The organism is Streptomyces sp. NPDC050147 (assembly GCF_040660195.1).
Taxonomy (GTDB): domain Bacteria; phylum Actinomycetota; class Actinomycetes; order Streptomycetales; family Streptomycetaceae; genus Streptomyces.
Genome location: NZ_JBFALJ010000022.1, coordinates 88,303 through 109,881 on the forward strand (window position 1 = coordinate 88,303; position 21,579 = coordinate 109,881).

The 21,579-nt window shown below is 70.4% G+C and carries 18 protein-coding genes; 12 read left to right on the top strand and 6 right to left on the bottom strand.

From position 1 onward, the window contains the following. Positions 1-44: 44 nt before the first annotated feature. The 6 genes from AB0I94_RS29280 to AB0I94_RS29305 all read left to right on the top strand — a co-directional run bounded on the left by AB0I94_RS29280 (position 45) and on the right by AB0I94_RS29305 (position 7,877). Positions 45-2,855: a DEAD/DEAH box helicase gene (locus tag AB0I94_RS29280; RefSeq protein ID WP_363312696.1), complete on the top strand. Its 2,811-nt coding sequence runs from the start codon at positions 45-47 to the stop codon at positions 2,853-2,855. Between the two features lie 417 nt (positions 2,856-3,272). Beyond that, positions 3,273-4,910, top strand: coding sequence for an ATP-binding protein (locus tag AB0I94_RS29285; RefSeq protein ID WP_363312697.1), 1,638 nt, complete (start codon positions 3,273-3,275; stop codon positions 4,908-4,910). Next, positions 4,907-5,314, top strand: a complete 408-nt coding sequence (locus AB0I94_RS29290) for a roadblock/LC7 domain-containing protein (protein ID WP_344520684.1) — start codon at positions 4,907-4,909, stop codon at positions 5,312-5,314. The genes AB0I94_RS29285 and AB0I94_RS29290 overlap by 4 nt, the downstream gene beginning before the upstream one ends. Next, positions 5,311-5,736, top strand: a complete 426-nt coding sequence (locus tag AB0I94_RS29295) for a DUF742 domain-containing protein (protein WP_363312698.1) — start codon at positions 5,311-5,313, stop codon at positions 5,734-5,736. The genes AB0I94_RS29290 and AB0I94_RS29295 overlap by 4 nt, the downstream gene beginning before the upstream one ends. Then, positions 5,717-6,331, top strand: coding sequence for an ATP/GTP-binding protein (locus tag AB0I94_RS29300; RefSeq protein WP_363312699.1), 615 nt, complete (start codon positions 5,717-5,719; stop codon positions 6,329-6,331). The genes AB0I94_RS29295 and AB0I94_RS29300 overlap by 20 nt, the downstream gene beginning before the upstream one ends. Before the next feature lie 79 nt (positions 6,332-6,410). Then, complete coding sequence (locus AB0I94_RS29305) at positions 6,411-7,877, top strand: cytochrome P450 (RefSeq protein WP_363312757.1); 1,467 nt, start codon at positions 6,411-6,413, stop codon at positions 7,875-7,877. Here the strand turns inward: AB0I94_RS29305 and AB0I94_RS29310 are convergent. The 4 genes from AB0I94_RS29310 to AB0I94_RS29325 form a co-directional block, all read right to left on the bottom strand. After that, on the bottom strand, positions 7,871-8,785 hold the full coding sequence (locus AB0I94_RS29310) for an RluA family pseudouridine synthase (RefSeq protein WP_363312758.1): 915 nt from the start codon (positions 8,783-8,785) through the stop codon (positions 7,871-7,873). The two genes, AB0I94_RS29305 and AB0I94_RS29310, sit on opposite strands and share 7 nt — an antisense overlap. A gap of 119 nt (positions 8,786-8,904) precedes the next feature. Then, positions 8,905-9,501, bottom strand: coding sequence for a GNAT family N-acetyltransferase (locus AB0I94_RS29315; RefSeq protein ID WP_363312700.1), 597 nt, complete (start codon positions 9,499-9,501; stop codon positions 8,905-8,907). 154 nt (positions 9,502-9,655) lie between these two features. Continuing rightward, positions 9,656-10,498, bottom strand: coding sequence for a siderophore-interacting protein (locus tag AB0I94_RS29320; protein WP_363312701.1), 843 nt, complete (start codon positions 10,496-10,498; stop codon positions 9,656-9,658). A 52-nt stretch (positions 10,499-10,550) separates the two neighbouring features. After that, a complete protein-coding gene (locus AB0I94_RS29325) occupies positions 10,551-11,456 on the bottom strand; it encodes a 5'-3' exonuclease (RefSeq protein ID WP_363312759.1) in 906 nt (301 codons plus the stop codon). Between the two features lie 322 nt (positions 11,457-11,778). On the opposite strand from AB0I94_RS29325, the gene AB0I94_RS29330 reads away from it, so the two are divergent. The 5 genes from AB0I94_RS29330 (at position 11,779) to AB0I94_RS29350 (ending at position 18,139) form a co-directional block, all read left to right on the top strand. Next, a complete protein-coding gene (locus AB0I94_RS29330) occupies positions 11,779-12,963 on the top strand; it encodes a glycine betaine/L-proline ABC transporter ATP-binding protein (protein WP_363312702.1) in 1,185 nt (394 codons plus the stop codon). Continuing rightward, complete coding sequence (locus tag AB0I94_RS29335) at positions 12,956-15,568, top strand: ABC transporter permease/substrate binding protein (RefSeq protein WP_363312703.1); 2,613 nt, start codon at positions 12,956-12,958, stop codon at positions 15,566-15,568. The genes AB0I94_RS29330 and AB0I94_RS29335 overlap by 8 nt, the downstream gene beginning before the upstream one ends. A 162-nt stretch (positions 15,569-15,730) precedes the next feature. After that, positions 15,731-16,717 (top strand): hypothetical protein, encoded by a 987-nt coding sequence (locus tag AB0I94_RS29340; RefSeq protein ID WP_363312704.1) that lies wholly within the window; start codon positions 15,731-15,733, stop codon positions 16,715-16,717. Between the two features lie 105 nt (positions 16,718-16,822). Beyond that, the gene (locus AB0I94_RS29345; RefSeq protein WP_363312705.1) at positions 16,823-17,395 is read left to right on the top strand and encodes an XRE family transcriptional regulator; all 573 of its coding nucleotides are present in this window, start codon (positions 16,823-16,825) and stop codon (positions 17,393-17,395) included. A gap of 21 nt (positions 17,396-17,416) precedes the next feature. Further along, complete coding sequence (locus tag AB0I94_RS29350; RefSeq protein WP_363312760.1) at positions 17,417-18,139, top strand: helical backbone metal receptor; 723 nt, start codon at positions 17,417-17,419, stop codon at positions 18,137-18,139. Here the strand turns inward: AB0I94_RS29350 and AB0I94_RS29355 are convergent. Beyond that, positions 18,108-19,241, bottom strand: a complete 1,134-nt coding sequence (locus tag AB0I94_RS29355; RefSeq protein ID WP_363312706.1) for a TDT family transporter — start codon at positions 19,239-19,241, stop codon at positions 18,108-18,110. The two genes, AB0I94_RS29350 and AB0I94_RS29355, sit on opposite strands and share 32 nt — an antisense overlap. Positions 19,242-19,311: 70 nt before the next feature. On the opposite strand from AB0I94_RS29355, the gene AB0I94_RS29360 reads away from it, so the two are divergent. Next, positions 19,312-20,262, top strand: coding sequence for a LysR family transcriptional regulator (locus AB0I94_RS29360; protein ID WP_363312707.1), 951 nt, complete (start codon positions 19,312-19,314; stop codon positions 20,260-20,262). A gap of 602 nt (positions 20,263-20,864) precedes the next feature. On the opposite strand, the gene AB0I94_RS29365 is transcribed toward AB0I94_RS29360, so the two are convergent. Then, positions 20,865-21,554: a gamma-glutamyl-gamma-aminobutyrate hydrolase family protein gene (locus AB0I94_RS29365; RefSeq protein ID WP_363312761.1), complete on the bottom strand. Its 690-nt coding sequence runs from the start codon at positions 21,552-21,554 to the stop codon at positions 20,865-20,867. Between the last annotated feature and the right edge of the window lie 25 nt (positions 21,555-21,579).

The following is a 21,579-nucleotide window of genomic DNA, read 5'->3' on the forward strand; positions in this document are numbered from 1 at the left end:
ATGATCGTCCGTTGTCAGTGGTGGCCGGTAGTCTCGAAAGCACGATGACAGAGGACCTCTCACCGGCCGAGCGGTATGCGGCGGCGCGCGAGCGCGCTGTCGAGCAGGCCACCGCACTCGCGGGCTTCCGCGAGATGTACGAATTCGGCCTCGACCCCTTCCAGATCGAGGCCTGTCGGGCGCTCGAGGCGGGCAAGGGCGTGCTCGTGGCCGCCCCCACGGGTTCGGGCAAGACGATCGTCGGCGAGTTCGCCGTGCACCTGGCCCTGCTGCAGGGCAGGAAATGCTTTTACACGACGCCCATCAAGGCGCTCTCCAACCAGAAGTACGCCGACCTCTCCAAGAGATACGGCGCGGACAAGGTCGGTCTCCTCACCGGTGACAACAGCGTGAACTCCGACGCCCCGGTGGTCGTGATGACCACCGAAGTGCTGCGGAACATGCTGTATGCGGGCTCCCAGTCGCTGCTGAACCTCGGCTATGTGGTGATGGACGAGGTGCACTACCTCTCCGACCGCTTCCGTGGCGCCGTCTGGGAAGAGGTGATCATCCACCTCCAGGAGTCGGTGACGCTGGTCTCCCTGTCGGCGACCGTCTCGAACGCCGAGGAGTTCGGCGACTGGCTGGACACCGTGCGCGGCGACACCCAGGTGATCGTCTCGGAGCACCGGCCCGTGCCGCTGTTCCAGCACGTCCTCGCCGGGCGCCGGATGTACGACCTCTTCGAGGAGGGCGAGGGCCGGCGAAAGGCCGTCAACCCCGACCTCACGCGCATGGCGCGGATGGAGGCGAGCCGTTCGTACAACCCGCGGGAGCGCCGCAAGGGCAAGATGGTCCGCGAGGCCGACCGTGAGCGCGAGCGCAGACAGCGGTCGCGGATCTGGACGCCGGGGCGGCCCGAGGTCATCGAACGCCTCGACTCCGAAGACCTGCTGCCCGCGATCACCTTCATCTTCAGCCGCGCGGCCTGCGAGGCCGCCGTGCAGCAGTGCCTGCACGCGGGGCTCCGGCTGAACGGCGAGGACGCGCGGGCCCGGGTCCGCGAGATCGTCGAGGAGCGCACGGCCGCCATCCCGGACGAGGACCTGCACGTCCTTGGTTACTACGAATGGCTGGAAGGTCTGGAGCGCGGCATCGCCGCGCACCACGCGGGTATGTTGCCGACCTTCAAGGAGGTCGTCGAGGAGCTCTTCGTCCGCGGGTTGGTGCGCGCCGTCTTCGCCACCGAGACCCTCGCCCTCGGCATCAACATGCCCGCGCGCAGCGTCGTGTTGGAGAAGCTGGTCAAGTGGAACGGCGAGCAGCACGCGGACATCACGCCCGGTGAGTACACACAGCTGACGGGCCGTGCCGGGCGGCGCGGCATCGACGTCGAGGGCCACGCGGTGGTCCTGTGGCAGCGCGCCATGAGCCCGGAGCACCTCGCGGGGCTCGCCGGCACGCGCACGTATCCGCTGCGGTCCAGCTTCAAGCCCTCGTACAACATGGCGGTGAACCTGGTCGAGCAGTTCGGGCGGCACCGTTCGCGCGAGCTTCTGGAGACGTCCTTCGCGCAGTTCCAGGCCGACAAGTCGGTCGTCGGCATCTCCCGCCAGGTCCAGAAGAACGAAGAGGGGCTCGAGGGCTACAAGGCCTCGATGACCTGTCACCTGGGCGACTTCGAGGAGTACGCGCGCCTGCGCCGCGAGCTGAAGGACCGGGAGACCGAGCTCGCCAAGCAGGGTGCCAACCAGCGCAGGGCGGCCGCCGCCGCGGCCCTGGAGAAGCTCAAGCCCGGTGACATCATCCATGTGCCGACCGGGAAGTACGCGGGCCTGGCGCTCGTCCTCGACCCGGGGATCCCCGCCGGGCGGGTCAACGGCCACCGCGGCTTCGAGCACCAGGACGGGCCCAGGCCCCTGGTGCTCACCGCCGAGCGGCAGGTCAAGCGGCTGGCGTCGATGGACTTCCCGGTGCCGGTCGAGACGCTGGAGCGGATGCGCATCCCGAAGTCGTTCAACGCGCGCTCGCCGCAGTCGCGCCGGGACCTGGCGTCCGCCCTGCGCACGAAGGCCGGGCACATCGTCCCGGAGCGGCACCGCAAGGGACGCGCCGCCGCTGCCGACGACCGCGAGATCGCCCGCATCCGCACGGAACTGCGGGCGCACCCCTGCCATGGGTGCGACGAGCGGGAGGACCACGCACGGTGGGCCGAGCGCTACTACCGGCTGCGGCGGGACACCGTCCAGCTGGAGCGGCGCATCGAGGGGCGCACGAACACCATCGCGCGGACCTTCGACCGGATCGTCGCGCTGCTCACCGAGATGGACTACCTCCGGGATGACGAGGTCACTCAGGACGGCAAGCGGCTCGCCCGGCTCTACGGAGAGCTGGATCTCCTTGCGAGCGAATGCCTGCGCGAAGGCGTGTGGGAGGGGCTCAGCCCGGCCGAACTGGCCGCGTGCGTCTCGGCGTTGGTGTTCGAGGCCCGGATGGCGGACGACGCGCTCGCCCCCAAGCTGCCCTCCGGGAAGGTGAAGGCCTCCCTCGGTGAGATGGTGCGGATCTGGGGTCGGCTCGATGCTCTGGAGGAAGAGTTCAAGATCAACCAGGCGGAAGGGGTCGGGCAGCGGGAGCCGGACCTCGGGTTTGCCTGGTCGGCGTACATGTGGGCTTCGGGCAAGGGCCTTGACGAGGTGCTGCGGGAGGCGGAGATGCCGGCCGGGGACTTCGTCAGGTGGTGCAAGCAGGTGATCGACGTACTGGGGCAGATCTCGGCCGCCGCTCCCCGTGAGGGTTCCACCGTGGCCAAGAACGCCCGTAAGGCCGTGGACCAACTGCTGCGAGGTGTGGTGGCGTACAGCTCCGTCGGCTGACGGCTGACGGCTGTCGGCTGATGTCTGACGTCTGATGGCTGTCGGTTTACGGCTGGCGTCGAGAAGGGCGGGCCCGGGGTTTCACCCCCGGGCCCGCCCTTTTTCGTATCCAGGTCCGCCTGTTCGACGCCATCACTCCACGTGTTCGATTGATCGCCACGCGTGCAAATGGGGCCGAGTGTATGCCCGCCGGAGAGCGCGCTGCAGGGGCTTGCTGAATATGACTCGGCGATGATTTCGGCGGACTAAGCTCGCCCGGAGCGCGGCGAGTTGAAACGAGTTGCGATAGATTCGCGCGCTTGTTCCCAAATCTTTCGATTGTTCGCATACGTCTCCAGCGCCCAACTCCCCGAGCATCCCCCCCATTTCCAGCACTTCCCCCATTCCTCCCCCGAGACAAGTCTTCAGAGGGCATACATGGTGAGTGTTCAATCGCCTCCCGGTGGCCGAGAAGTCCCTTACGTACGCGTGCTGTTGCTGCCCGCCATGCTGATGGCCGCGGCTACCGGAGCCGCCGTCGCCGCGGTGCCGGAACCCGCCCGCATCGCGGTGGGCTGGTGCGGCGCGATCGCGACCCTCGTGGTCGTCGCGGTCGGCGCCGAAGCAGTACGACGCGGCCGGTCCATCCGGGAGTTGCACACCCAGTACGCGCAGCGGCTCGCTTCCCTGGAGCGGCGCATCGCGTCCCATGACGACGAGACCATCCGCCTGGGCAGGGAGATCATCCCCGAAGCCGTCTACAGGCTCCGCCAGGGCGAAGCGCCCTCGGAGGTCATCCGCCATCTCGTCGACGCCGACGAGTCCTTCGCCGAACTGCCGCAGTCACAGCGGAAGTTGCTCCGCAACGTCCTGGACACTCTGGACTCCGGAGAGGCGATGCGCGAGTCCTCGCAGCGAGCCTTCGTCAACATCGCCCGGCGCGTCCAGTCCATCGTCCACCAACAGTCCGCGGAACTGCGCGAGATGGAGGAGTTCCACGGCCGCAACCCCGAGGTCTTCGACGACCTGCTGCGCATCGACCACGGCACGGCACTGATCGGTCGCCTCGCCGACTCGATCACCGTTCTCGGCGGCGCCCGCCCGGGACGCCAATGGCCCAAGCCCGTACCGCTGTTCAGCGTCCTGCGCGGCGCCATGTCCCGGATCCTGGAGTACCAGCGCGTCGACCTGCACTCGATCGCCAAGGTCGCGATCCGCGGCACGTCCGTGGAGCCGCTCATCCACGCCTGCGCCGAACTGCTCGACAACGCCACCCGCTACTCGCCGCCACAGACCCGCGTGCACGTCACCGCCGTCGAGGTGCAGACCGGCATCGCCGTCGAGATCGAGGACGGCGGCGTCAGCCTCAGCGAGGAGGCACGGGCACGAGCCGAGCGCATGCTCGCGCGGGCCCAGGCCGGCTTCGACCTGAACGACCTCGGCGACAGCCCGCGCCTCGGGATGGCCGTCGTGGGACGGCTCTCGCAGATGTACAACCTGCAGGTCTCGCTGCGGCAGTCCGCGTACGGCGGCGTCCGCGCGGTGCTCATCGTCCCGCACGAGATGATCACCACCGGGCCCGCCCCCGGCCTCGCCCACGGCATCGGCGCGTCCGCGGTGCCCCGGGTGAACTCCGAAGGCGTGCCCATCGAGGAGGCCCACGGCATCCGGCGCAAGAAGCCTCGCGTGATGACGGCGGGACCGCCGCTCTCCAAGTCGCTCGGCGCGGCCATGGAGGACGACATCCCCGAGGTCACGGAGTGGACGTCGAACGGTCTGCCGCAGCGCCGCAGCAGGGTCCGCACCCCGCTGCACGAGCGTCTGGCCCAGGAAGCCGCGGACGAGCGGTACGCGGCGCAGCGCGCGCAGTACTCCCCGCAGGCGGCCGCACCCGTCGTACCCGAGCCGGCGAAGAAGGAGGAGAAGGAACCCGGTCTCTGGATCGAGGCCTTCATGAAGGGTGTCAACGGCGACGACTCCGCGGCCGCTGACCCGTTGTTCCCCAAGGGCCACAGCGAGAACGACCACGGCACCGCCGACAGTGCCGACAACGCCGACGAGGGGGGCTGGAAGTGATCCAGCAACGGGCCAATTTCGACTGGATGCTCAAGGAGCTCGCCGACGGCGTGCCGCAGACCCGGCAGATCGTGGTGCTCTCCGCGGACGGCCTGCGCATCGCGCGCTACGGCGGCGACCCTGACGCCGCCGACCGGCTCGCCGCCGCCTGCGCGGGACTTCAGTCCCTGGCCGCCGCGGTCGCCACCGAGATTCCGCACGCCGACGGCGGCATGCGCATGGTGATCATCGAAGTCGGCGGCGGCTACTTCTATCTGATGGCCGCGGGAGCAGGGGCGTATCTCGCCGTGCTGGCCGACGAGACCGTCGACGCGGGCCTCATCGGCAACCGCATGCGGGACCTGGTCGTCCGGATCGGCGCCCATCTGACGAGCCCGCCCCGGCGAGACGGGCAGGCCGTATGAATCCTCCGCAAGGCGAGAACCCCTCCCACCGGGACGACCCTCCGCAAGGCGACAACCCCTCCCACCGGGACGACCCTCCGCAACGGGAACGGCGCAGCCCGGAGAACCCCGAGCGGCTCTACATCCTGACCGGCGAGGACACCGAGCGGGCAGAGCTCGACCTCGTCACGCTGATCGTCGCGCACGGCGAGGCACCGCCCACGGCCGAACCCGAGCACTCCGTCGTCCTGCGGCTGTGCAAGACGCCACTGTCCGTCGCCGAGCTCTCGGCGTATCTCGCGCTGCCGTTCAGCGTGGTGACCGTGCTGCTCACGAAGATGCTCGGGGCTGACCTGGTACAGGCGCGGGCGCCGATCGTCCGCTCCACGCTCCCCGATCGTTCCCTTCTCGAAGCGGTGATGCATGGACTTCAAAAGCTCTGACACGATCACCGGGCCCAGCAACGAAGAGGTCCTGCCGCATACGGCCACGGCCGCGGTGAAGATCGTGATCGTGGGCGGGTTCGGGGTCGGCAAGACGACGATGGTCGGCTCGGTCAGTGAGATCCGTCCGCTGACCACCGAAGAGACCATGACCCAGGCGGGCATCGGCGTCGACGACAACTACGGCTCCGACAGCAAGACCGCCACCACCGTGGCGATGGACTTCGGGCGGATCAGCATCTCCGAGGAGCTGGTCCTCTATCTGTTCGGCACCCCCGGCCAGGAGCGCTTCTGGTTCCTGTGGAACGGCCTCTTCGAAGGGGCGCTCGGCGCGGTCGTCCTCCTCGACACCCGCCGCCTCGAAGTCAGCTTCGACGTGATCGGCCGCCTGGAGGAGCGTGGTGTGCCCTTCGTCGTCGCCGTCAACGACTTCCCCGACGCGCCCCAGCACCCGATGGAGACGCTGCGCCGCGCACTCGACCTCGACGAGGAGGTGCCGATGCTGAAGTGCGACGCCCGGCAGCGCGCATCGAGCCGGGACACCCTGCTGACCCTCATGCGGTACCTGCACTCCCTGACCGTGGCCCGCGTCTGACCTTTCCCTCATCCGCAACCCCGGAGCAACGAACGTGACGACTCCTTCCCCATCCCACCCCGGCACGGAAGACCCCGCCATGCCGCCGCCCGGCTGCCCCGCGCACGGCCTCGGCGCCGGCGGCCTGCGCCGCCTCTACGGGCCCGAGGCGGAGACCGACCTCGCGGGCGTGTACGAGAAGCTGCGTGCCGAGCACGGTGCGGTGGCCCCGGCCCTGCTGCACAACGACGTACCCATCTGGGCGGTCCTCGGTCACAGCGAGAACCTCCACATGGTCCGCACCCCCTCCCAGTACACCCGCGACCCGCGCCAGTGGCGGGCCGTCCTCGACGGCTCCATGGGCCCCGAACACCCGCTCGCCCCGGTCGTCACCTGGCAGCCCATGGCCAGCATGGCCGAGGGCGACGAGCACGAGCGGCTGCGCGGCGCGGTCACCGGCGCCATGGCGAGCCTCGACCACCGTGGCATCCGCCGCTACATCAACCGATACAGCAACCTCCTGCTCAACGACATCTGCCAGGACGGGCGCGCCGACGTCGTGGGCCAGTTCGCCGAGCATCTGCCGATGATGGTGATGTGCCATGTTCTCGGCATGCCCGAGGAGTACAACGAGCGGATGGTGCAGGCCGCCCGCGACATGCTCAAGGGCACCGAGACCGCCATCGCCAGCAACGCGTACATCATGGACGCGCTGATGCGGCTCGTGGCGCGCCGCCGGGCGCAGGCCGAGGAGGACTTCACCAGCAACCTCATCGCGCAGCCCGCGCAGCTCACGGACGACGAGGTCGCCGCGCACCTGCGCCTCGTGCTCATCGCCTCGTACGAGGCCACGGCCAACCTCATCGCCAACGCCCTGCGCATGGTCCTGACCGACCCGCGCTTCCGTGCCCAGCTCAGCGGCGGCCAGATGACGGTCCCCGAGGCGGTCGAGCAGTCCCTGTGGGACGAGCCGCCGTTCAGCGCGATGATCGGCTACTTCGCCAAGCAGGACACCCAGCTCGGCGGCAAGCAGATCAAGGCGGGCGACGGTCTGATCCTCGGCATCGCGCCGGGCAACGTCGACCCCGTCGTGCGCCCGGACCTCACCGCCAACATGCAGGGCAACCGCTCGCACCTGGCGTTCAGCGGCGGTCCGCACGAGTGCCCGGGGCAGGACCTCGGCCGCGCCATCGCCGACACGGGGGTGGACGCGCTGCTCATGCGCTTCCCGGACGTGGAACTCGCCGTCGAGGAGCACGAGTTGCGGTGGACCTCGTCGATCCTCTCCCGGCACCTGGTGTCGCTTCCGGTGCATTTCGCGCCGCGGCCTCCGCAGGACGTCATGGCGCGGCCCATGGCGCGGGTCCCCGACGCGCGCAAAGACTGGCACGTGTCGTCCCCGGCGCCGCGGCCCGCGAATCCCGCGACGCCCGCGCCCCGGCCGACGCCCGGACCGGCCGCGCAGCCCGCTGCGCCGCCGCCCGTGCCCGAGTCCGCGCCGGTGGTGGTGTCCGTGCCACGACAGGGGGTGTGGCGGCGGCTCGTCACCTGGTGGCGGGGCTACTGACCGTCCACCGGCGGGCTCTGGCAGGAGTCGTGCCAGGAGTCGTACGAGGTCCAGGCGCCCAACTCGCGTGCGCTGACGAAGCGGTGGTCGGCGCCCGTGACGGGGTCTTTGAACTCCAGTACCCGTGACAGGAGTTGCAGGGGCCGCCGGAAGTCGTCCGGCGGCACCGGGCCCGTCACCAGCGGGTAGACCGGATCGCCGAGGATCGGCAGACCCAGCGCGTTCATGTGCACGCGCAGCTGGTGGGTGCGGCCGGTGTGCGGCGTGAGGCGGTAGCGGCCCAACGTGCCGTTGTACTCCGTGAGTTCGACGCGGCTCTCGCTGTTGGGCTCGGCGCCGGGAACCTCGTACGCGGCGATGATGCCGCGCTCCTTGACGATGTGGCTGCGTACGGTGCGGGGGAGTTCGACGCGGGGGTCGTGGACGGCCACGGCCTCGTACTCCTTCGCCACCCGCCGCTCACCGAACAGTGTCTGGTACGCGCCGCGTTCCTCCGGCCGCACGGTGAAGAGGATCAGCCCGGCGGTGAGCCGGTCCAGTCGGTGTGCGGCACCGAGCGTGGGGATGTCGAGATCCCTGCGGAGCCGGGCGAGCGCGGTCTCGGTGACGTGGCTGCCGCGGGGTGTGGTCGCCAGGAAGTGGGGCTTGTCGGCGACGACGATGTGCTCGTCGCGGTAGACCACGTCGATGCCGTACGGCACGGGGACCTCGTCCGGCAGATCCCGGTGGAACCACACGAAGGTGCCGGGCACATAGGGGGCGTCCGGCGCCACGGGAAGCCCGTCCACGCCGACGATCAGCCCGTCCCGCAGCATCCCGTCGATCACTCCCGGCCCGGCCTTGAGCCGCTCGACGAGATGATCCCGTACGGTCGCCCACGCCGCGTCGGCGGGCAGCTTGACCCGCATGGGGTCGACGCCGCGCCGCTGCGGCAGGGGAGAGGGCGGGATGCGGGGCTTACGGGTCACAACCGGCAAGAGTACGGGCCCGGCGCGGGCGCCCTGCCGTGGTGTCCGGGCTTCCCGGGTCAGGTGCCGGCCGGCTCGTCCCCCTGGACGCGGGCGTGCAGATGCATGTCGTGCCAGCCGTCCGTGTGCAGCCCCGAACTGCGCTTGGTGCCCTCCGGCGCGAAGCCGGTCTTGAGCGCGACGCGGCAGGAGGCCTCATTGGCGGTGGCGTGGGTGAGTTCGAGGCGGTGCAGGCCGATCTCGTCGAAGGCCCAGTCGCTCAGTGCCGTGAGGGCGCGCGGGGCGACGCCCCGGCCGCGGGCCGACGGCATGGTCCAGTACGCGACTTCGGCCTGCCCGTCGGCGAGCACGATCTGCCGCAGCGAGATCCGCCCCACCACCGCGTCCGTCGAGGCGTCGGCGACGGCCCAGTGCGCGTCGCGCTCCTCGGGCCAGGCCTTGCGCCAGCCGTCGATCCAGCCACGGGCCTCGTCGACGGAATCGGCCTCGCGAGGGTGCCAGTGCTGGAGCACGGGGTCCTGGAACGCCTCGTACACGACGGGCGCGTCGTCGGGCGACCAGGGGCGAAGGATCAGCCCTCCGGGGACGGGGACGACCGGCTGCTCCCGGCGGGCGAGGGCGCCCGCGGGGACGACGTCAGGGATCTTGAAGGGCATGCGGGCATGGTGCCAGCGGGCGCCGCCGGGGGAAACTGGTTTTGATTGCCTGTCATCCGCGAACCGGTGGGGGCTTGTCGCCCGCTCAGCGGCAGGCGACGACATCCCAGGCCGGCGGTCAGCCTCCGCACGCCGCTCAAGCCAAGCGCAGCAGTCACGCGGAGGGCACGGACTCCTGCTCCGCCTCGACTGCGGCGTTCCAGTCGCGCTTGGACGCCTGCCAGCCGTCCTCGTTGTCGCCCAGACGCCAGTAGCCGGAGATCGAGAGGCGCTCGCGCGGGACCTCCCGCTCCATGCGGAGGTGGCGGCGCAGCTCCTTCACGAACCCGGCCTCGCCATGCACGAACGCGTGCACGTCGCCCGCCGGGAAGTCGAGGGAGCGCACGGCCTCGACGAGGGCTTCGCCCACGGGCCGCTGCCCGCGGTGCAGCCACTCGATCTGCGCGGCCGAGCTGATCTTCTGCTCCTCTTCCGCGTCGGCGACCTCCACGAAGGCGAATGCCTTGGCGCCCTCGGGCAGTGCCTCCAGGGCGGCGGCGATCGCGGGCAGCGCGCTCTCGTCCCCGGCAAGGAGGTGCCAGTCGGCCTCGGCGTCCGGGGCGTACCCACCGCCGGGACCGAGGAAGCGGACCGTGGCACCGGTCTTGACGCGCTGGGCCCACGGGCCCGCGAGGCCCTCGTCGCCGTGGATGACGAAGTCGACGGCGAGCTCACGGGTCTGCGGGTCCCAGGAGCGCACGGTGTACGTACGCGTCACGGGCCACTGGTCGCGGGGGAACTCCTCGCGGATCCGCTGGATGTCGAACGGCTCCGGATAGGTCACGCCCTCGGCGCCGAAGAGCAGCTTGATGTAGTGATCGGTGGAGTCGCCCACCGTGAACTCCGCGAGGCCCTCGCCGCCCAGGACCACGCGCTGCATGTGCGGGGTGAGGCGCTCGGTGCGCACCACCTGGGCGACGTGAGTCTTCGGTGCCTTGCGTGCCGGACGTTCTGCCATGGCGGCGGCCTCCCCTGATCAAATGTTGCTTAGGCTTACCTAAGCTAACACCTCATCCCTGAAGAGTCGTGAGCAACCGCTTGAGCGCCCCGCCCAGGTTCCACCGCGCCGCGAGCTCGTCCAGCGCCGCGGGATCGCGGGGTTCGCCCGGCAGTGCGAGGTCCACGTCCGGCAGAGGCACGTCGCCCGCAACGCGGACGACCGTCGGCGCGACGGCGACATACGCGCGGGATTCGTCGAGCCGCTTGCGCTGGGAGGGCGTCAGCTTGCTCCTCGGGTCGTCCACGGCAGCCATGATTCCGGCCAGATCGCCGTACGCGTCGAGGAGCTTGGCCGCCGTCTTCTCGCCAATGCCGGGGACGCCGGGCAGGCCATCGCTCGGATCGCCGCGCAGCAGGGCCAGGTCGACATAGCCGGAGCCGTCCACCCCGTACTTCTCGCGGAGCCAGGCCTCGTCCGTGAGCTGGAGCGAGCCGACGCCCTTGAGGGGATAGAGGACACGGATGCCCCGCTCGTCGTCGACCAGCTGGTAGAGGTCACGGTCGCCGGTGACGATGTCGACCGGTCCCGTGGCGCGGCCTGCGTACGTGCCGATCACGTCGTCCGCCTCGTACGACGGCACGCCCACGCGGGCGATGCCGAGTGCGTCCAGGACGTCCTCGATGATCGGGACCTGCGGTGCGAGGGTGTCCGGGGTCTCCTCGGCGTCCGGACCCTGCTCGACCTCCTCGGCGACGCGATGTGCCTTGTACGAGGGGATCAGCTCGACCCGCCAGTGGGGGCGCCAGTCCGCGTCCATGCAGGCGACCAGGTCGTCCGGGCGATGGTCCTGCACGAGCCGGGCGATGAAGTCGAGCAGACCGCGCACCGCGTTCACCGGTGTGCCGTCCGGGGCCTTCACGGAATCGGGGACCCCGAAATAGGCCCGGTAGTACAGGGACGCCGTGTCGAGCAGCATGAGCCGTCGCGTTCGCTGAGTCACCTTCGCATCATGCCGCACGGCACTGACAGCGGACCGGCTCCGGTCGGTGGCAGGCGTCGTTTCCGCTCCGGTGGGCAGGGGGCCTGTTCGCAGCGCATTCCGGCCAACAGATATGAACGGAATGTGAACTGGAACACTCTTGCGTTTGATTTGTGTAAGTGAGGGCAGGCGCCGGGCCGGAGCGCCTCCGGTCGAGGATTCAACTATTTCACCGGGCAAACAGCGGGCAGAAACCGCGTCGCTCCACGGCCCGCCGGCGGGGGAGGCGGGCCGTCTTGGTTCAACCCGAGAGGTGTATGTGTCCAGGCTGCAAGCCGAACACCTGTACAAGGTATTCGGCAGACGACCCGCTGACGCGGTGGAGAAACTCCGCCACGGAACCGACCGAGAGGAGCTGCGCGCCGAAGGCACCACTGCCGCGGTGATCGATGCTTCCTTCACGGTCGAGCCGGGCCAGATCTTCGTCGTCATGGGTCTCTCCGGATCCGGCAAGTCCACGTTGCTGCGCATGCTCAACGGTCTGTCGGAGCCGACGGCCGGACAGGTGCTCTTCGACGGTCAGGACCTGACCGGCCTGAGCGCCCGTGAGCTGCGCGAGGTGCGCTCCAAGAAGATCAGCATGGTCTTCCAGCACTTCGCGCTCTTCCCGCACCGCAGCGTCCTCGAGAACGCCGGATACGGCCTCGAGGTGCAGGGTGTGCCGCGCGCCGAGCGCGAGGAGCGCGCCACGGTGGCGCTCGAACTCGCCGGGCTCAAGGGCTGGGAGAAGTCCTGGCCCGACGAGCTCTCCGGCGGCATGCAGCAGCGCGTGGGCCTGGCCCGCGCGCTCGCGACCGACGCGGACCTGCTCCTCATGGACGAGTCGTTCAGCGCGCTCGACCCGCTGATCCGCCGCGACATGCAGGACCAGCTCCTCGAGCTCCAGAAGCGGCTGAAGAAGACCATCGTCTTCATCACCCACGATCTGAACGAGGCCATGCGTCTGGGCGACCAGATCGCCGTCATGCGCGACGGCGAGATCGTCCAGATCGGCACCGCCGAGGACATCCTCGTCACCCCGGCCAACGACTACGTCGCCGCGTTCACGCAGGACGTCGACCGCTCCCGTGTCCTCACGGCGGGCGCGATCATGGCCGAGCCCGAGACCGTGTTCGGCACGAAGACGGCCGAGGGCAAGGAGCTGACGACCCCACAGGACGTGCTGTCCGCGGCCCCCGCCACGGTCGAGGCCGAGACGCCGATCATCGAGCTGTTCACGCCGTGCTCCACCAGTGACGTGCCGGTCGCCGTGACCGACGACGAGGGCGCTCTCATCGGTGTCGTGCCGCGGGCGCGACTGCTCGCGGTGCTGGGCGAGCCGATGACGCCCGAGGACGAGCCGAAGGACACCGCCGTCCCGCTCGACAAGACGCAGGACGAGACGCGGGACGAGACGCCGCGCAACGGCGGTCAGCCTGTGAGCAAGGTGGTCAGCGGTGCCTAGGATTCCCTTCGGCGAGTGGGTCAACGACAGCGTCGACTGGCTGCTCAGCCACATGGCCTGGCTGTTCGACTTCTTCCAGACCGTCTTCCAGGGCGCCTACGACGGCATAGCCGACGTGCTCCAGGCGCCCGAGCCGCTGCTCCTCGCGGGCATCTTCGCCGTCATCGCCTTCTGGCTGCGTGGTGTGGTCGCCGGTGTGCTGACCTTCGCGGGCTTCGCGTTCATCGTCTCCCTCGAACTGTGGGACCACGCGATGATGACGCTGTCCCTGGTGCTCGTCTCGACGATCATCGCGCTCGTCATCTCCGTGCCCGTGGGCATCTGGGCGGCACGGTCGAGCACGGTCAGCGGCATCGTCCGCCCGGTGCTTGACTTCATGCAGACGCTGCCGGCGATGATCTACCTCATCCCCGCCATCCTCTTCTTCGGGATGGGCGCCCCCGCGGGTATCGTCGCCACCCTGATCTTCGCCCTGGCCCCCGGCGTCCGCATGACGGAGCTGGGCATCCGCCAGGTCGACAAGGAACTGGTCGAGGCCGCTGACGCGTTCGGCACCACGCCGCGCAACATCCTGCTCCGCGTCCAGCTGCCCCTCGCGCTCCCCACGATCATGGCCGGTGTCAACCAGGTCATCATGCTGGGTCTGTCCATGGCCGCCATCGCGGGCATGGTCGGCACGGAGGGCCTGGGCGCCGACGTCAACGAGGCCATCGGCCAGCTGAACGTCGGCCTCGGCTCCGAGGCGGGCGTCGCCATCGTCATCCTGGCGATCTACCTGGACCGGATGACCAGCTCGCTCGGCACCCAGGTCTCCCCGCTCGGCCGTCGCGCCCTGGCGAAGGTGCGTGCCGCGCAGGGCCTGAACATCTGGACCTACCGTCCGCAGGCCGCCGTCGCCGTCGTCGGCGTGGTCGTCCTCGCGCTCGTCGCGGGCGGCATGGGCGCCTTCGGCGGCTCGAAGTCCGAGAACGCAGCCACCGACGGCAAGAACGTCGGCCAGGGCAAGGAAATCAACATCGGCTACATCCCCTGGGACGAGGGCGTGGCCTCCACCTTCCTCTGGAAGGAGATCCTGGAGCAGCGTGGCTTCAAGCCGCAGACCAAGCAGCTCGAGGCGGGCCCGCTCTACACCTCGCTGTCGCAGGGCAGCATCGACTTCCAGACCGACTCCTGGCTGCCGACGACGCACGCCGCGTACTGGAAGAAGTACGGCGACAAGCTCGAGGACATGGGCTCGTGGTTCGGCCCGACCTCGCTCGAGCTCTCCGTGCCCTCGTACGTGAAGGGCGTCGACTCGCTCGAGGACCTCAAGGGCAAGAGCGGCAAGTTCAAGGGCAAGATCGTCGGCATCGAGTCGAGCGCCGGAATGATGGGCCTGCTCAAGGACAAGGTCCTCAAGGAGTACGGCCTCGACAAGGAGTACAAGGTCGTCGACGGCTCCACGCCCGCGATGCTGGCCGAGCTGAAGCGCGCGTACGCCAAGAAGGAACCGATCGTCACCACGCTCTGGTCGCCGCACTGGGCCTACAGCGACTTCGACCTGAAGAAGCTCAAGGACCCGAAGGGCGCCTGGGGCAAGGGCGACGGCGTGCACACGCTCGCGCGCAAGGGCTTCTCGAAGGAGAACCCGCAGGTCGCCGAGTGGCTCAAGGACTTCAAGATGAGCGAGAAGCAGCTCACGAGCCTTGAGGCGGAGATCAACAAGGCGGGCAAGGGCAAGCAGCAGGAAGCCGTCCGCGCCTGGCTGAAGAAGAACCCGGGCGTCGTCGACAAGCTGGCCCCGCTGCCGGACAACTCCACCCCCGCCGAGGCGAAGCGTCCGCTGAACGCCGCGTACTTCGCGTGGGACGAGAACATCGCCGTCACCAATCTCTGGAAGCGTGTCCTGGAGAAGCGCGGCTACAAGATGAAGCTGACGCCGTCCGACGTCGGCCCGGTCTACACCGCTCTCGCGCAGGGCGACCTCGACCTGGATCTCGACGCCTGGCTGCCCACGGCCCAGAAGCAGTACTGGGAGAAGAACAAGGCGAACCTCAAGGACCTGGGCTCCTGGTACAGCCCGACGTCCCTGGAGATCGCCGTCCCGTCCTACGTCAAGGACGTGAAGTCGCTCGAGGACCTCAAGGGCAAGGGCGACAAGTTCAAGGGCAAGATCATCGGCATCGAGCCCGGCACGGGCGTGATGACGGCGCTCAAGGAAAAGGTCCTGCCGGGCTACGGCCTGGACAAGGAGTACAAGATCGTCTCCGGTTCGACGCCCGCCATGCTCTCCGAGCTGAAGTCGGCGTACGCCAAGAAGGAGCCGGTGGCGGTCCTGCTCTGGTCGCCGCACTGGGCGTACAACGAGTACAAGCTCACCAAGCTGAAGGACCCCAAGGTCGGCTTCGGCAAGGGCGACACGATCCGCACGATCTCCAGCAAGGCGTTCCCGAAGCAGTACCCGCAGCTCACGAAGTGGCTCAAGAGCTTCAAGATGAGCGAGAAGGAACTGGCCAGCCTGGAGAACGAGATCAACAAGGCGGGCAAGGGCAACGAGCCCGAGGCCGTCGACACGTGGCTGAAGAAGAACCCGGGATTCGAGCAGAAGATGACTCCGCAGTCCTAGTTCTTCCTCCGCGTTCTTCCTCCGCGCCGCTGAATCACCGCATCACCCCCGAGGGGTGGGCCTCGCCCTTGTGGCGAAGCCCACCCCTCGGGGCGTTCCCGGGGGTACCTCCGCTCCCTAGGCTGGGCAGCCTCCCCGCCGCTCGAACGTAAGTGCCCCTCTGTGACCGTCCGCGTCTCCCGTGCCGTCCTCGGCCTCGCCGTGGCCCTGGCTCTCGCCGCCGCCCTGCTCCTCGCGCATGTGGCCGCAGCGAGCTCCGCACCCGCCTCCACCGGCACCGCCCGCCTCGCCGCGCTCGCCGAGGACGTCACCGCCGCCGACGGCCACCGCTACGACGCGCGGGACCACACCGGCCGCACCATGGACGCCGCGCAGATCACGCAGGCCCCCGACGGCGCGTATCTGGCCGTCTACCACACCCTTCTGGACGATGGCCGCTTCCACGCCGCCGTCGCCACCTCCACCGATCTGCGGCACTGGCACCGCCGCCACGACTTCGGGCCGGGCACTCATCAGGCGTCACTCGTCGGCAATGGGCGCGGCGGGTACGTCCTCGCGTACGAGAAGGACCCCGACAACCACATCGCCGTACGCGCCTACGCGGACGAAGCCGCGCTGCTCGACGGACGCCCGGCACGGGCCTTCGACGCGCCGCGTACCCTCTCGCGGTGCGCCGAGGGCACGCCCAGCATCACCGCCGTACACGGCGACACCATCGAGCTCACCGGGCACTACCGCGCCGACTGCGACACCGACCGCCAGCTGCGCGCCACCCTCACCGGGTTCCGCGACTGGCACGCGACACCGGACCGGCGGCTCGACCGGGCACTGCAGACGTGGGGCAACGGCGGGAACCTCGGAGACCGGGCGCCCGTCGAGCTCGACGGACGGCGGGTCCTCCTGGTGGAGGGGCAGCGGTGGCGGGGTGACTTCGGGAGCTGGCGGACCTACGCCTACGACCCGCTGAGCGGCCGGGCCGACCGCCTCGCCATCTCCACCCACGGCGGAAGCCGGGCCTTCGCCAATCCGTCGGCGACCCTCCTCACCGACCCGCACGGCAGGCCTGCCTTGCTGGTCAGCCTGTTCATACCGGCACAGGGGGCGGCTTTGGGAGAGGCGGGACAGCTCGTCTACTGGCGCAAGCTGTAGGTGGCGGTCCTGGCAACCGGGCAGAACCGTTTGGCGAACATGCGTAGGGTGCAGAAAACCCAACAGGGGTGAGAGTGGACCGACGCGCAGAAGGGAGCCGAGGCGATGGACGAGCAGAAGGAAACCCTCCGGGTGGGCTCGGCCGTGCGGCGCCGCCGCCGGCAGCTGGAGCTCACCCTCGCCGTGGTGGCCGAGCGCAGCGGTCTCTCGGTGCCCTTCCTGAGCCAGGTCGAGAACGAGCGGGCGCGCCCCAGCAGCCGCTCTCTGCAACGCGTCGCCGATGCCCTGCGGACGACCGACGTCGAACTGCTGGCCGCCGCGGATCCCGCCTGCACGGTGGAGCTGGTGCGCGCCGGGGAGGGCGAAGGTGAGGGTTCGTCCTCCGACGCCCGCGTCCGCAATCTGGTGCGCGGCCACCATCAGCTGCACGCCATCGAGTTCACCGGCGATCACGACGAGGGCCGCGAGTTCCAGCACCGGAACGACGAGTTGATGTACGTGGTGGGCGGTGCGGTCGAGGTCGAGGCGGAGGGCAGGGCCTACCGCCTCGGGCGCGGCGACAGCCTCTATCTGACCGGTGGGGTGCGCCACCGGTGGCGGGCGACCGTGCCGGACAGCCAGGTGCTCGTCGTGGCCGTCGCCGACCACGTCGAAGCCGTGGACGGCTCGCGGCGCTGAAGGGATCACACGGTGACCGAGGTGCGGCAGGTACGGGTCGTCTCGCTGGTGCCCTCGTTGACCGAGGCGGTCGCGGTGTCCGCGCCCGGTGTGCTGGTGGGGGCCACGGAGTGGTGCAGCCATCCGGAGGACCTGGACGTCGTGCGCGTCGGCGGCACCAAGAACCCGGACCTGCGCAGGATCATCGGCCTCGCCCCGGACCTGGTGATCGCCAACGAAGAGGAGAACCGCGCGCCCGACCTCGCGGCGCTGCGGGCGGCGGGGCTCCAGGTGCTCGTGACGGAAATACGCGATCTGCCGGGCGCCTTCCGTGAACTGACCCGGGTGCTCGCGGCCTGCGGGGCGGGGCGGCCCGGGTGGCTGGCCGAAGCCGAGCGTTCGTGGGCCCAACTCCCCGTCCCGGGCGCCCGTTTGAAGGCGGTGATCCCCATCTGGCGGCGGCCCTGGATGGTCCTGGGACGCGACACGTTCGCCGGGGACCTGCTGCGGCGTCTCGGCGTCGACAACGCCTACGCGAGCCACCCCGAGCGCTATCCGCGCGTGCCGGTCGATGAGCTGCGGGCCGTGGACCCGGACGTGGTGGTGCTGCCCGACGAGCCCTACCGATTCACCCGCGAGGACGGCCCCGAGGAGTTCACCGCCCCGGCGGCCCTGATCAGCGGCCGCCACCTCACGTGGTACGGCCCGTCGCTGGCGGAGGCACCCGCAGTTCTCAGCGAGGCGCTGCGAGCAGCTTGCCGTTGAGCAGGCCGCGCAGGGTCTGGGTGAGCGCCACCGTCCAGGCGGTCACCAGCAGGGCGTACAGGGCGAGTGCCAGCCAGTCGTAGACCGCCAGGCCCGTGTGCCTGCCCAGGCCCTCGGCGCCCGTGACACAGGTGCCGACGGGGAACGTGAACGCCCACCAGGTCATCGCGAAGCCCATCCCGCGGCGCCGGGCCCGCACCACCATCGCCCCCGCGAGCGCCAGCCACAGCAGGGCGAAGCCCATCACCGGGACGCCGTAGAGCACGGCGAAGACGGCGAATCCCTGGGCGTAGGGGGCGGGCACGACGCCTGCCGCGGCGGTGTCCGCGAACTTGTTCACGGCCGTCGTCGACTGGCCGAGCGGGCCGAGGACCAGGAACAGCGCGGGGGTGAGCGCGAGGGGGTACGAGCCACCGGTCAGCAGGCGGGTGAAGATCATCGGGAGCATCACCAGGGTCGCGAGCAGGCTCAGGCCGAACATCGCGAGGCAGGCGTAGAGAAGCGTCTGCTGGGCCTGCCCCGCCGGGAGGTGGGGTACGAGGAGCGGGCCGAGAGCGGCGGACACCATGGGCGCCACCACGGGCAGCAGCCAGACGGGCGACGCCTGGCCCGGCTCCGTGCGGTGCTCCACCGCCATCAGGTACGGGATCGCGACGGCCACCGCGAGGCCGATGACCGTACCGGCGGTGAAGAGCACGGCGTCCAGTGCGACCGCCGCGCTCGTGCCGATCCAGTCCTCGCCCACGAGGAGGGCGCCGCCCCCGACGGCGAGCAGGGCCATGGAGAGGCAGCCGTAGAAGGGGGCGACGGCCGGGTCGAGGAGGTGGGCGCGGGCCTGGTCGCGGTGGTGGACCCAGTGCAGCGTCCGTGCGGTGAGCAGCGCGGCCAGCATCAGCAGGGAGAGCGCCCACACCGCGGTGCAGGCGGTCCGCAGGCCGGGGATGTGAACCGGCAGGGTCGCTCCGGCGCCGGCGATGATCGCCGTGCCCATGACGGCGGCGTACCAGTTCGGGCCGAGATGGCGGGTGGCGGGGGCGATCCCGGCCGGGCGGGGGAGGGCGGCGGTGTTCGAGGGTGCCTGCGGGTGGGCGACGGTGACCATGAGTCCACGGTCGCCGTTCGGCGGGGCCCCCACCAGGAGTCATCTTCGTATGAGGGCATAACCTGGACTTATGAGTACGTCTTCTGGTTCCTCCGGTGTGTCCGATACGTCGCCGGGGGCGGCGCCGCTCGCGCATCGCGTGCCGGACCTCGGAGCGCTGGAACTGCTGCTCGCCGTGGCGCGGCTCGGCAGTCTGGGGCGGGCCGCGAAGGAACTGGGCATCACGCAGCCCGCCGCGAGCAGCCGCATCCGGTCGATGGAGCGGCAGCTCGGGGTCGCGCTGGTCGACCGTTCGCCGCGGGGGTCCCGGCTCACGGACGCGGGAGCGCTCGTCACGGACTGGGCGCGGCGGATCGTGGAGGCGGCGGAGGCGTTCGACGCGGGTGCGCAGGCGCTGCGGGACCGGCGGGACTCGCGGCTCCGGGTCGCGGCGAGCATGACGATCGCCGAGTATCTGCTGCCGGGCTGGCTGATCGCGCTGCGGGCGCAGCGGCCGGACACGGCGGTGTCGCTGACGGCGGGCAACTCCACCGCCGTCGCGGAGCGGCTGCTCGCGGGCGACGCGGACCTCGGCTTCGTCGAGGGGCTCGCGGTGCCGACCGGCCTGGACTCGGCGGTCATCGCCCACGACAGCCTGATCGTCGTCACGGCGCCCGGCCATGCCTGGGCGAGGCGCGGGAAGCCGCTGGGGGCGGCGGAGTTGGCGGCCACGCCGCTGATCCTCCGGGAGGAGGGCTCGGGAACGCGGCAGGTCCTCGACGCGGCGCTGGGCGGTCTCGCGCGTCCGCTGATCGAGCTGTCGTCCACCACGGCGGTGAAGGCGTCCGCGGTGAGTGGGGCCGGGCCCGCGGTGCTCAGTGAGCTGGCGGTGGGGGAGGAACTGTCGGCCCGGCGGCTGGTGAGCATCCCCCTGGAGCAGATTCAGCTACGCCGAGCCCTCCGCGCGGTGTGGCCCACGGGGCATCGGCCTACTGGCCCGGCCCGGGATCTGCTGTCACTTACTCGGGCGGGGGTGCTTTAGGGGGGGGCTGGGGGGCTGGGGGCGGTTGTTTCCCCCTGGGGTGGGGGTGGGGAGACCTGCCGTGCCTTCGGCGACTGCTTTCCCCCGCCCGCCCGTTGCCGTTCCTCGTGCGGGTGGGCGCCCCTGCCCCGGGGGCGAGGGCGGGGGCGCCTGGTTCCTGGTCCGCTTTCGATGACTGCTTTCCCGCCCACCCGCCCGTTTGCCCGCGGGGTAATCGGGTGGGTGGGTGGGAGAGGTCCCGCCGAGGGCGGGTGTGGCGTTGCGGGGGTGATGGGCCTGACGCGGCTCTCCCGGCGGCGCGGGTGCTGCCGGGTAATCGGGTGGGTGGGTGGGAAGGGCCCTTCGGGAGGAGTTGCCCGGGGGTGCGGGCGTCTGGTGGGGAGGGAGGTGTCTGCCGGTCGGGGGCGGCGGAGGTGCGGGGTGCTGGTGGAGATAGGTGCGCTGCCGGGTAATCGGGTGGGTGGGTGGGAAAGGTCCTCCGGGAGGAGCTGCCCGGCGGCGCCGGGATCTGGTGGGGGAGGGGCGCCGCAGGTCGGGCCCGCGGTGCGGGGGGCCGGTAGGGGCACCGCAGGTCGGGCCCCGGCGCTGCAGGGAGCCGGTGGCTAGCGGGTTGCCGCGTGGACCAAGGCAGTCATGACGCGGAGCTCCGTCCCCATCTCCGGGTGCCACTGGACCCCCAGGACCCAGTCGGCGGACGGTAGTTCCACCGCCTCCACCGTCCCGTCCTCCGCGTGGGCCGACGCGATTAGCCCCCGGCCAAGCCGGTCCACCGCCTGGTGGTGGTACGTGGGGACGGCCGACGCGGACGGCGCGATGGACGCGTAGAGCGTGCCCGGCACCGGCTTCACCTCGTGCGTGCCGAAGACCCCCACCGCCTCCACGTGACCGTCCATGTGCTGCACGAGCGTCCCGCCGAGCGCCACGTTCAGAAGCTGCATCCCCCGGCAGATGCCGAGCAGCGGCTTTCCGGACGCCAACGCCGCCTCGATCAGCGCGAGTTCCCACGCGTCCCGCTCCCGCGCCGGTGGGCCTGTACGCTCCTCACGCTCCGAGCCGTAGCGGGAAGGCTCGACATCGGGGCCACCGGCGATGACCACGCCGTCCAGCCTGGCGACGACCGCATCGGCGTACGAAGGATCATCCGGCGGCAGCATGGCGGTGAGTCCGCCCCCTGCCTGCACCAGGCGCGGGTAGCCGGCGGGGAGCAGCGCCGCGGGCAGCTCCCACACGCCCCAGCTCGCCTTCGACTCCAGGTAGGTGCTGACGCCGATCAGTGGTCGGCCGGTGGTCACGCTCACCCTCGTCTCCTTCTCTTCC

Coding starts and splice junctions, on each gene's coding strand:
- AB0I94_RS29355 (WP_363312706.1), bottom strand. CDS start 19,241: ATGGTCACCGTCGCCCACCCGCAGGCACCCTCGAACACCGCCGCCCTC.
- AB0I94_RS29280 (WP_363312696.1), top strand. CDS start 45: ATGACAGAGGACCTCTCACCGGCCGAGCGGTATGCGGCGGCGCGCGAG.
- AB0I94_RS29345 (WP_363312705.1), top strand. CDS start 16,823: ATGGACGAGCAGAAGGAAACCCTCCGGGTGGGCTCGGCCGTGCGGCGC.
- AB0I94_RS29360 (WP_363312707.1), top strand. CDS start 19,312: ATGAGTACGTCTTCTGGTTCCTCCGGTGTGTCCGATACGTCGCCGGGG.
- AB0I94_RS29315 (WP_363312700.1), bottom strand. CDS start 9,501: ATGCCCTTCAAGATCCCTGACGTCGTCCCCGCGGGCGCCCTCGCCCGC.
- AB0I94_RS29325 (WP_363312759.1), bottom strand. CDS start 11,456: ATGCTGCTCGACACGGCGTCCCTGTACTACCGGGCCTATTTCGGGGTC.
- AB0I94_RS29305 (WP_363312757.1), top strand. CDS start 6,411: ATGCCGCCGCCCGGCTGCCCCGCGCACGGCCTCGGCGCCGGCGGCCTG.
- AB0I94_RS29300 (WP_363312699.1), top strand. CDS start 5,717: ATGGACTTCAAAAGCTCTGACACGATCACCGGGCCCAGCAACGAAGAG.
- AB0I94_RS29285 (WP_363312697.1), top strand. CDS start 3,273: ATGGTGAGTGTTCAATCGCCTCCCGGTGGCCGAGAAGTCCCTTACGTA.
- AB0I94_RS29295 (WP_363312698.1), top strand. CDS start 5,311: ATGAATCCTCCGCAAGGCGAGAACCCCTCCCACCGGGACGACCCTCCG.
- AB0I94_RS29320 (WP_363312701.1), bottom strand. CDS start 10,498: ATGGCAGAACGTCCGGCACGCAAGGCACCGAAGACTCACGTCGCCCAG.
- AB0I94_RS29310 (WP_363312758.1), bottom strand. CDS start 8,785: ATGCGGGTCAAGCTGCCCGCCGACGCGGCGTGGGCGACCGTACGGGAT.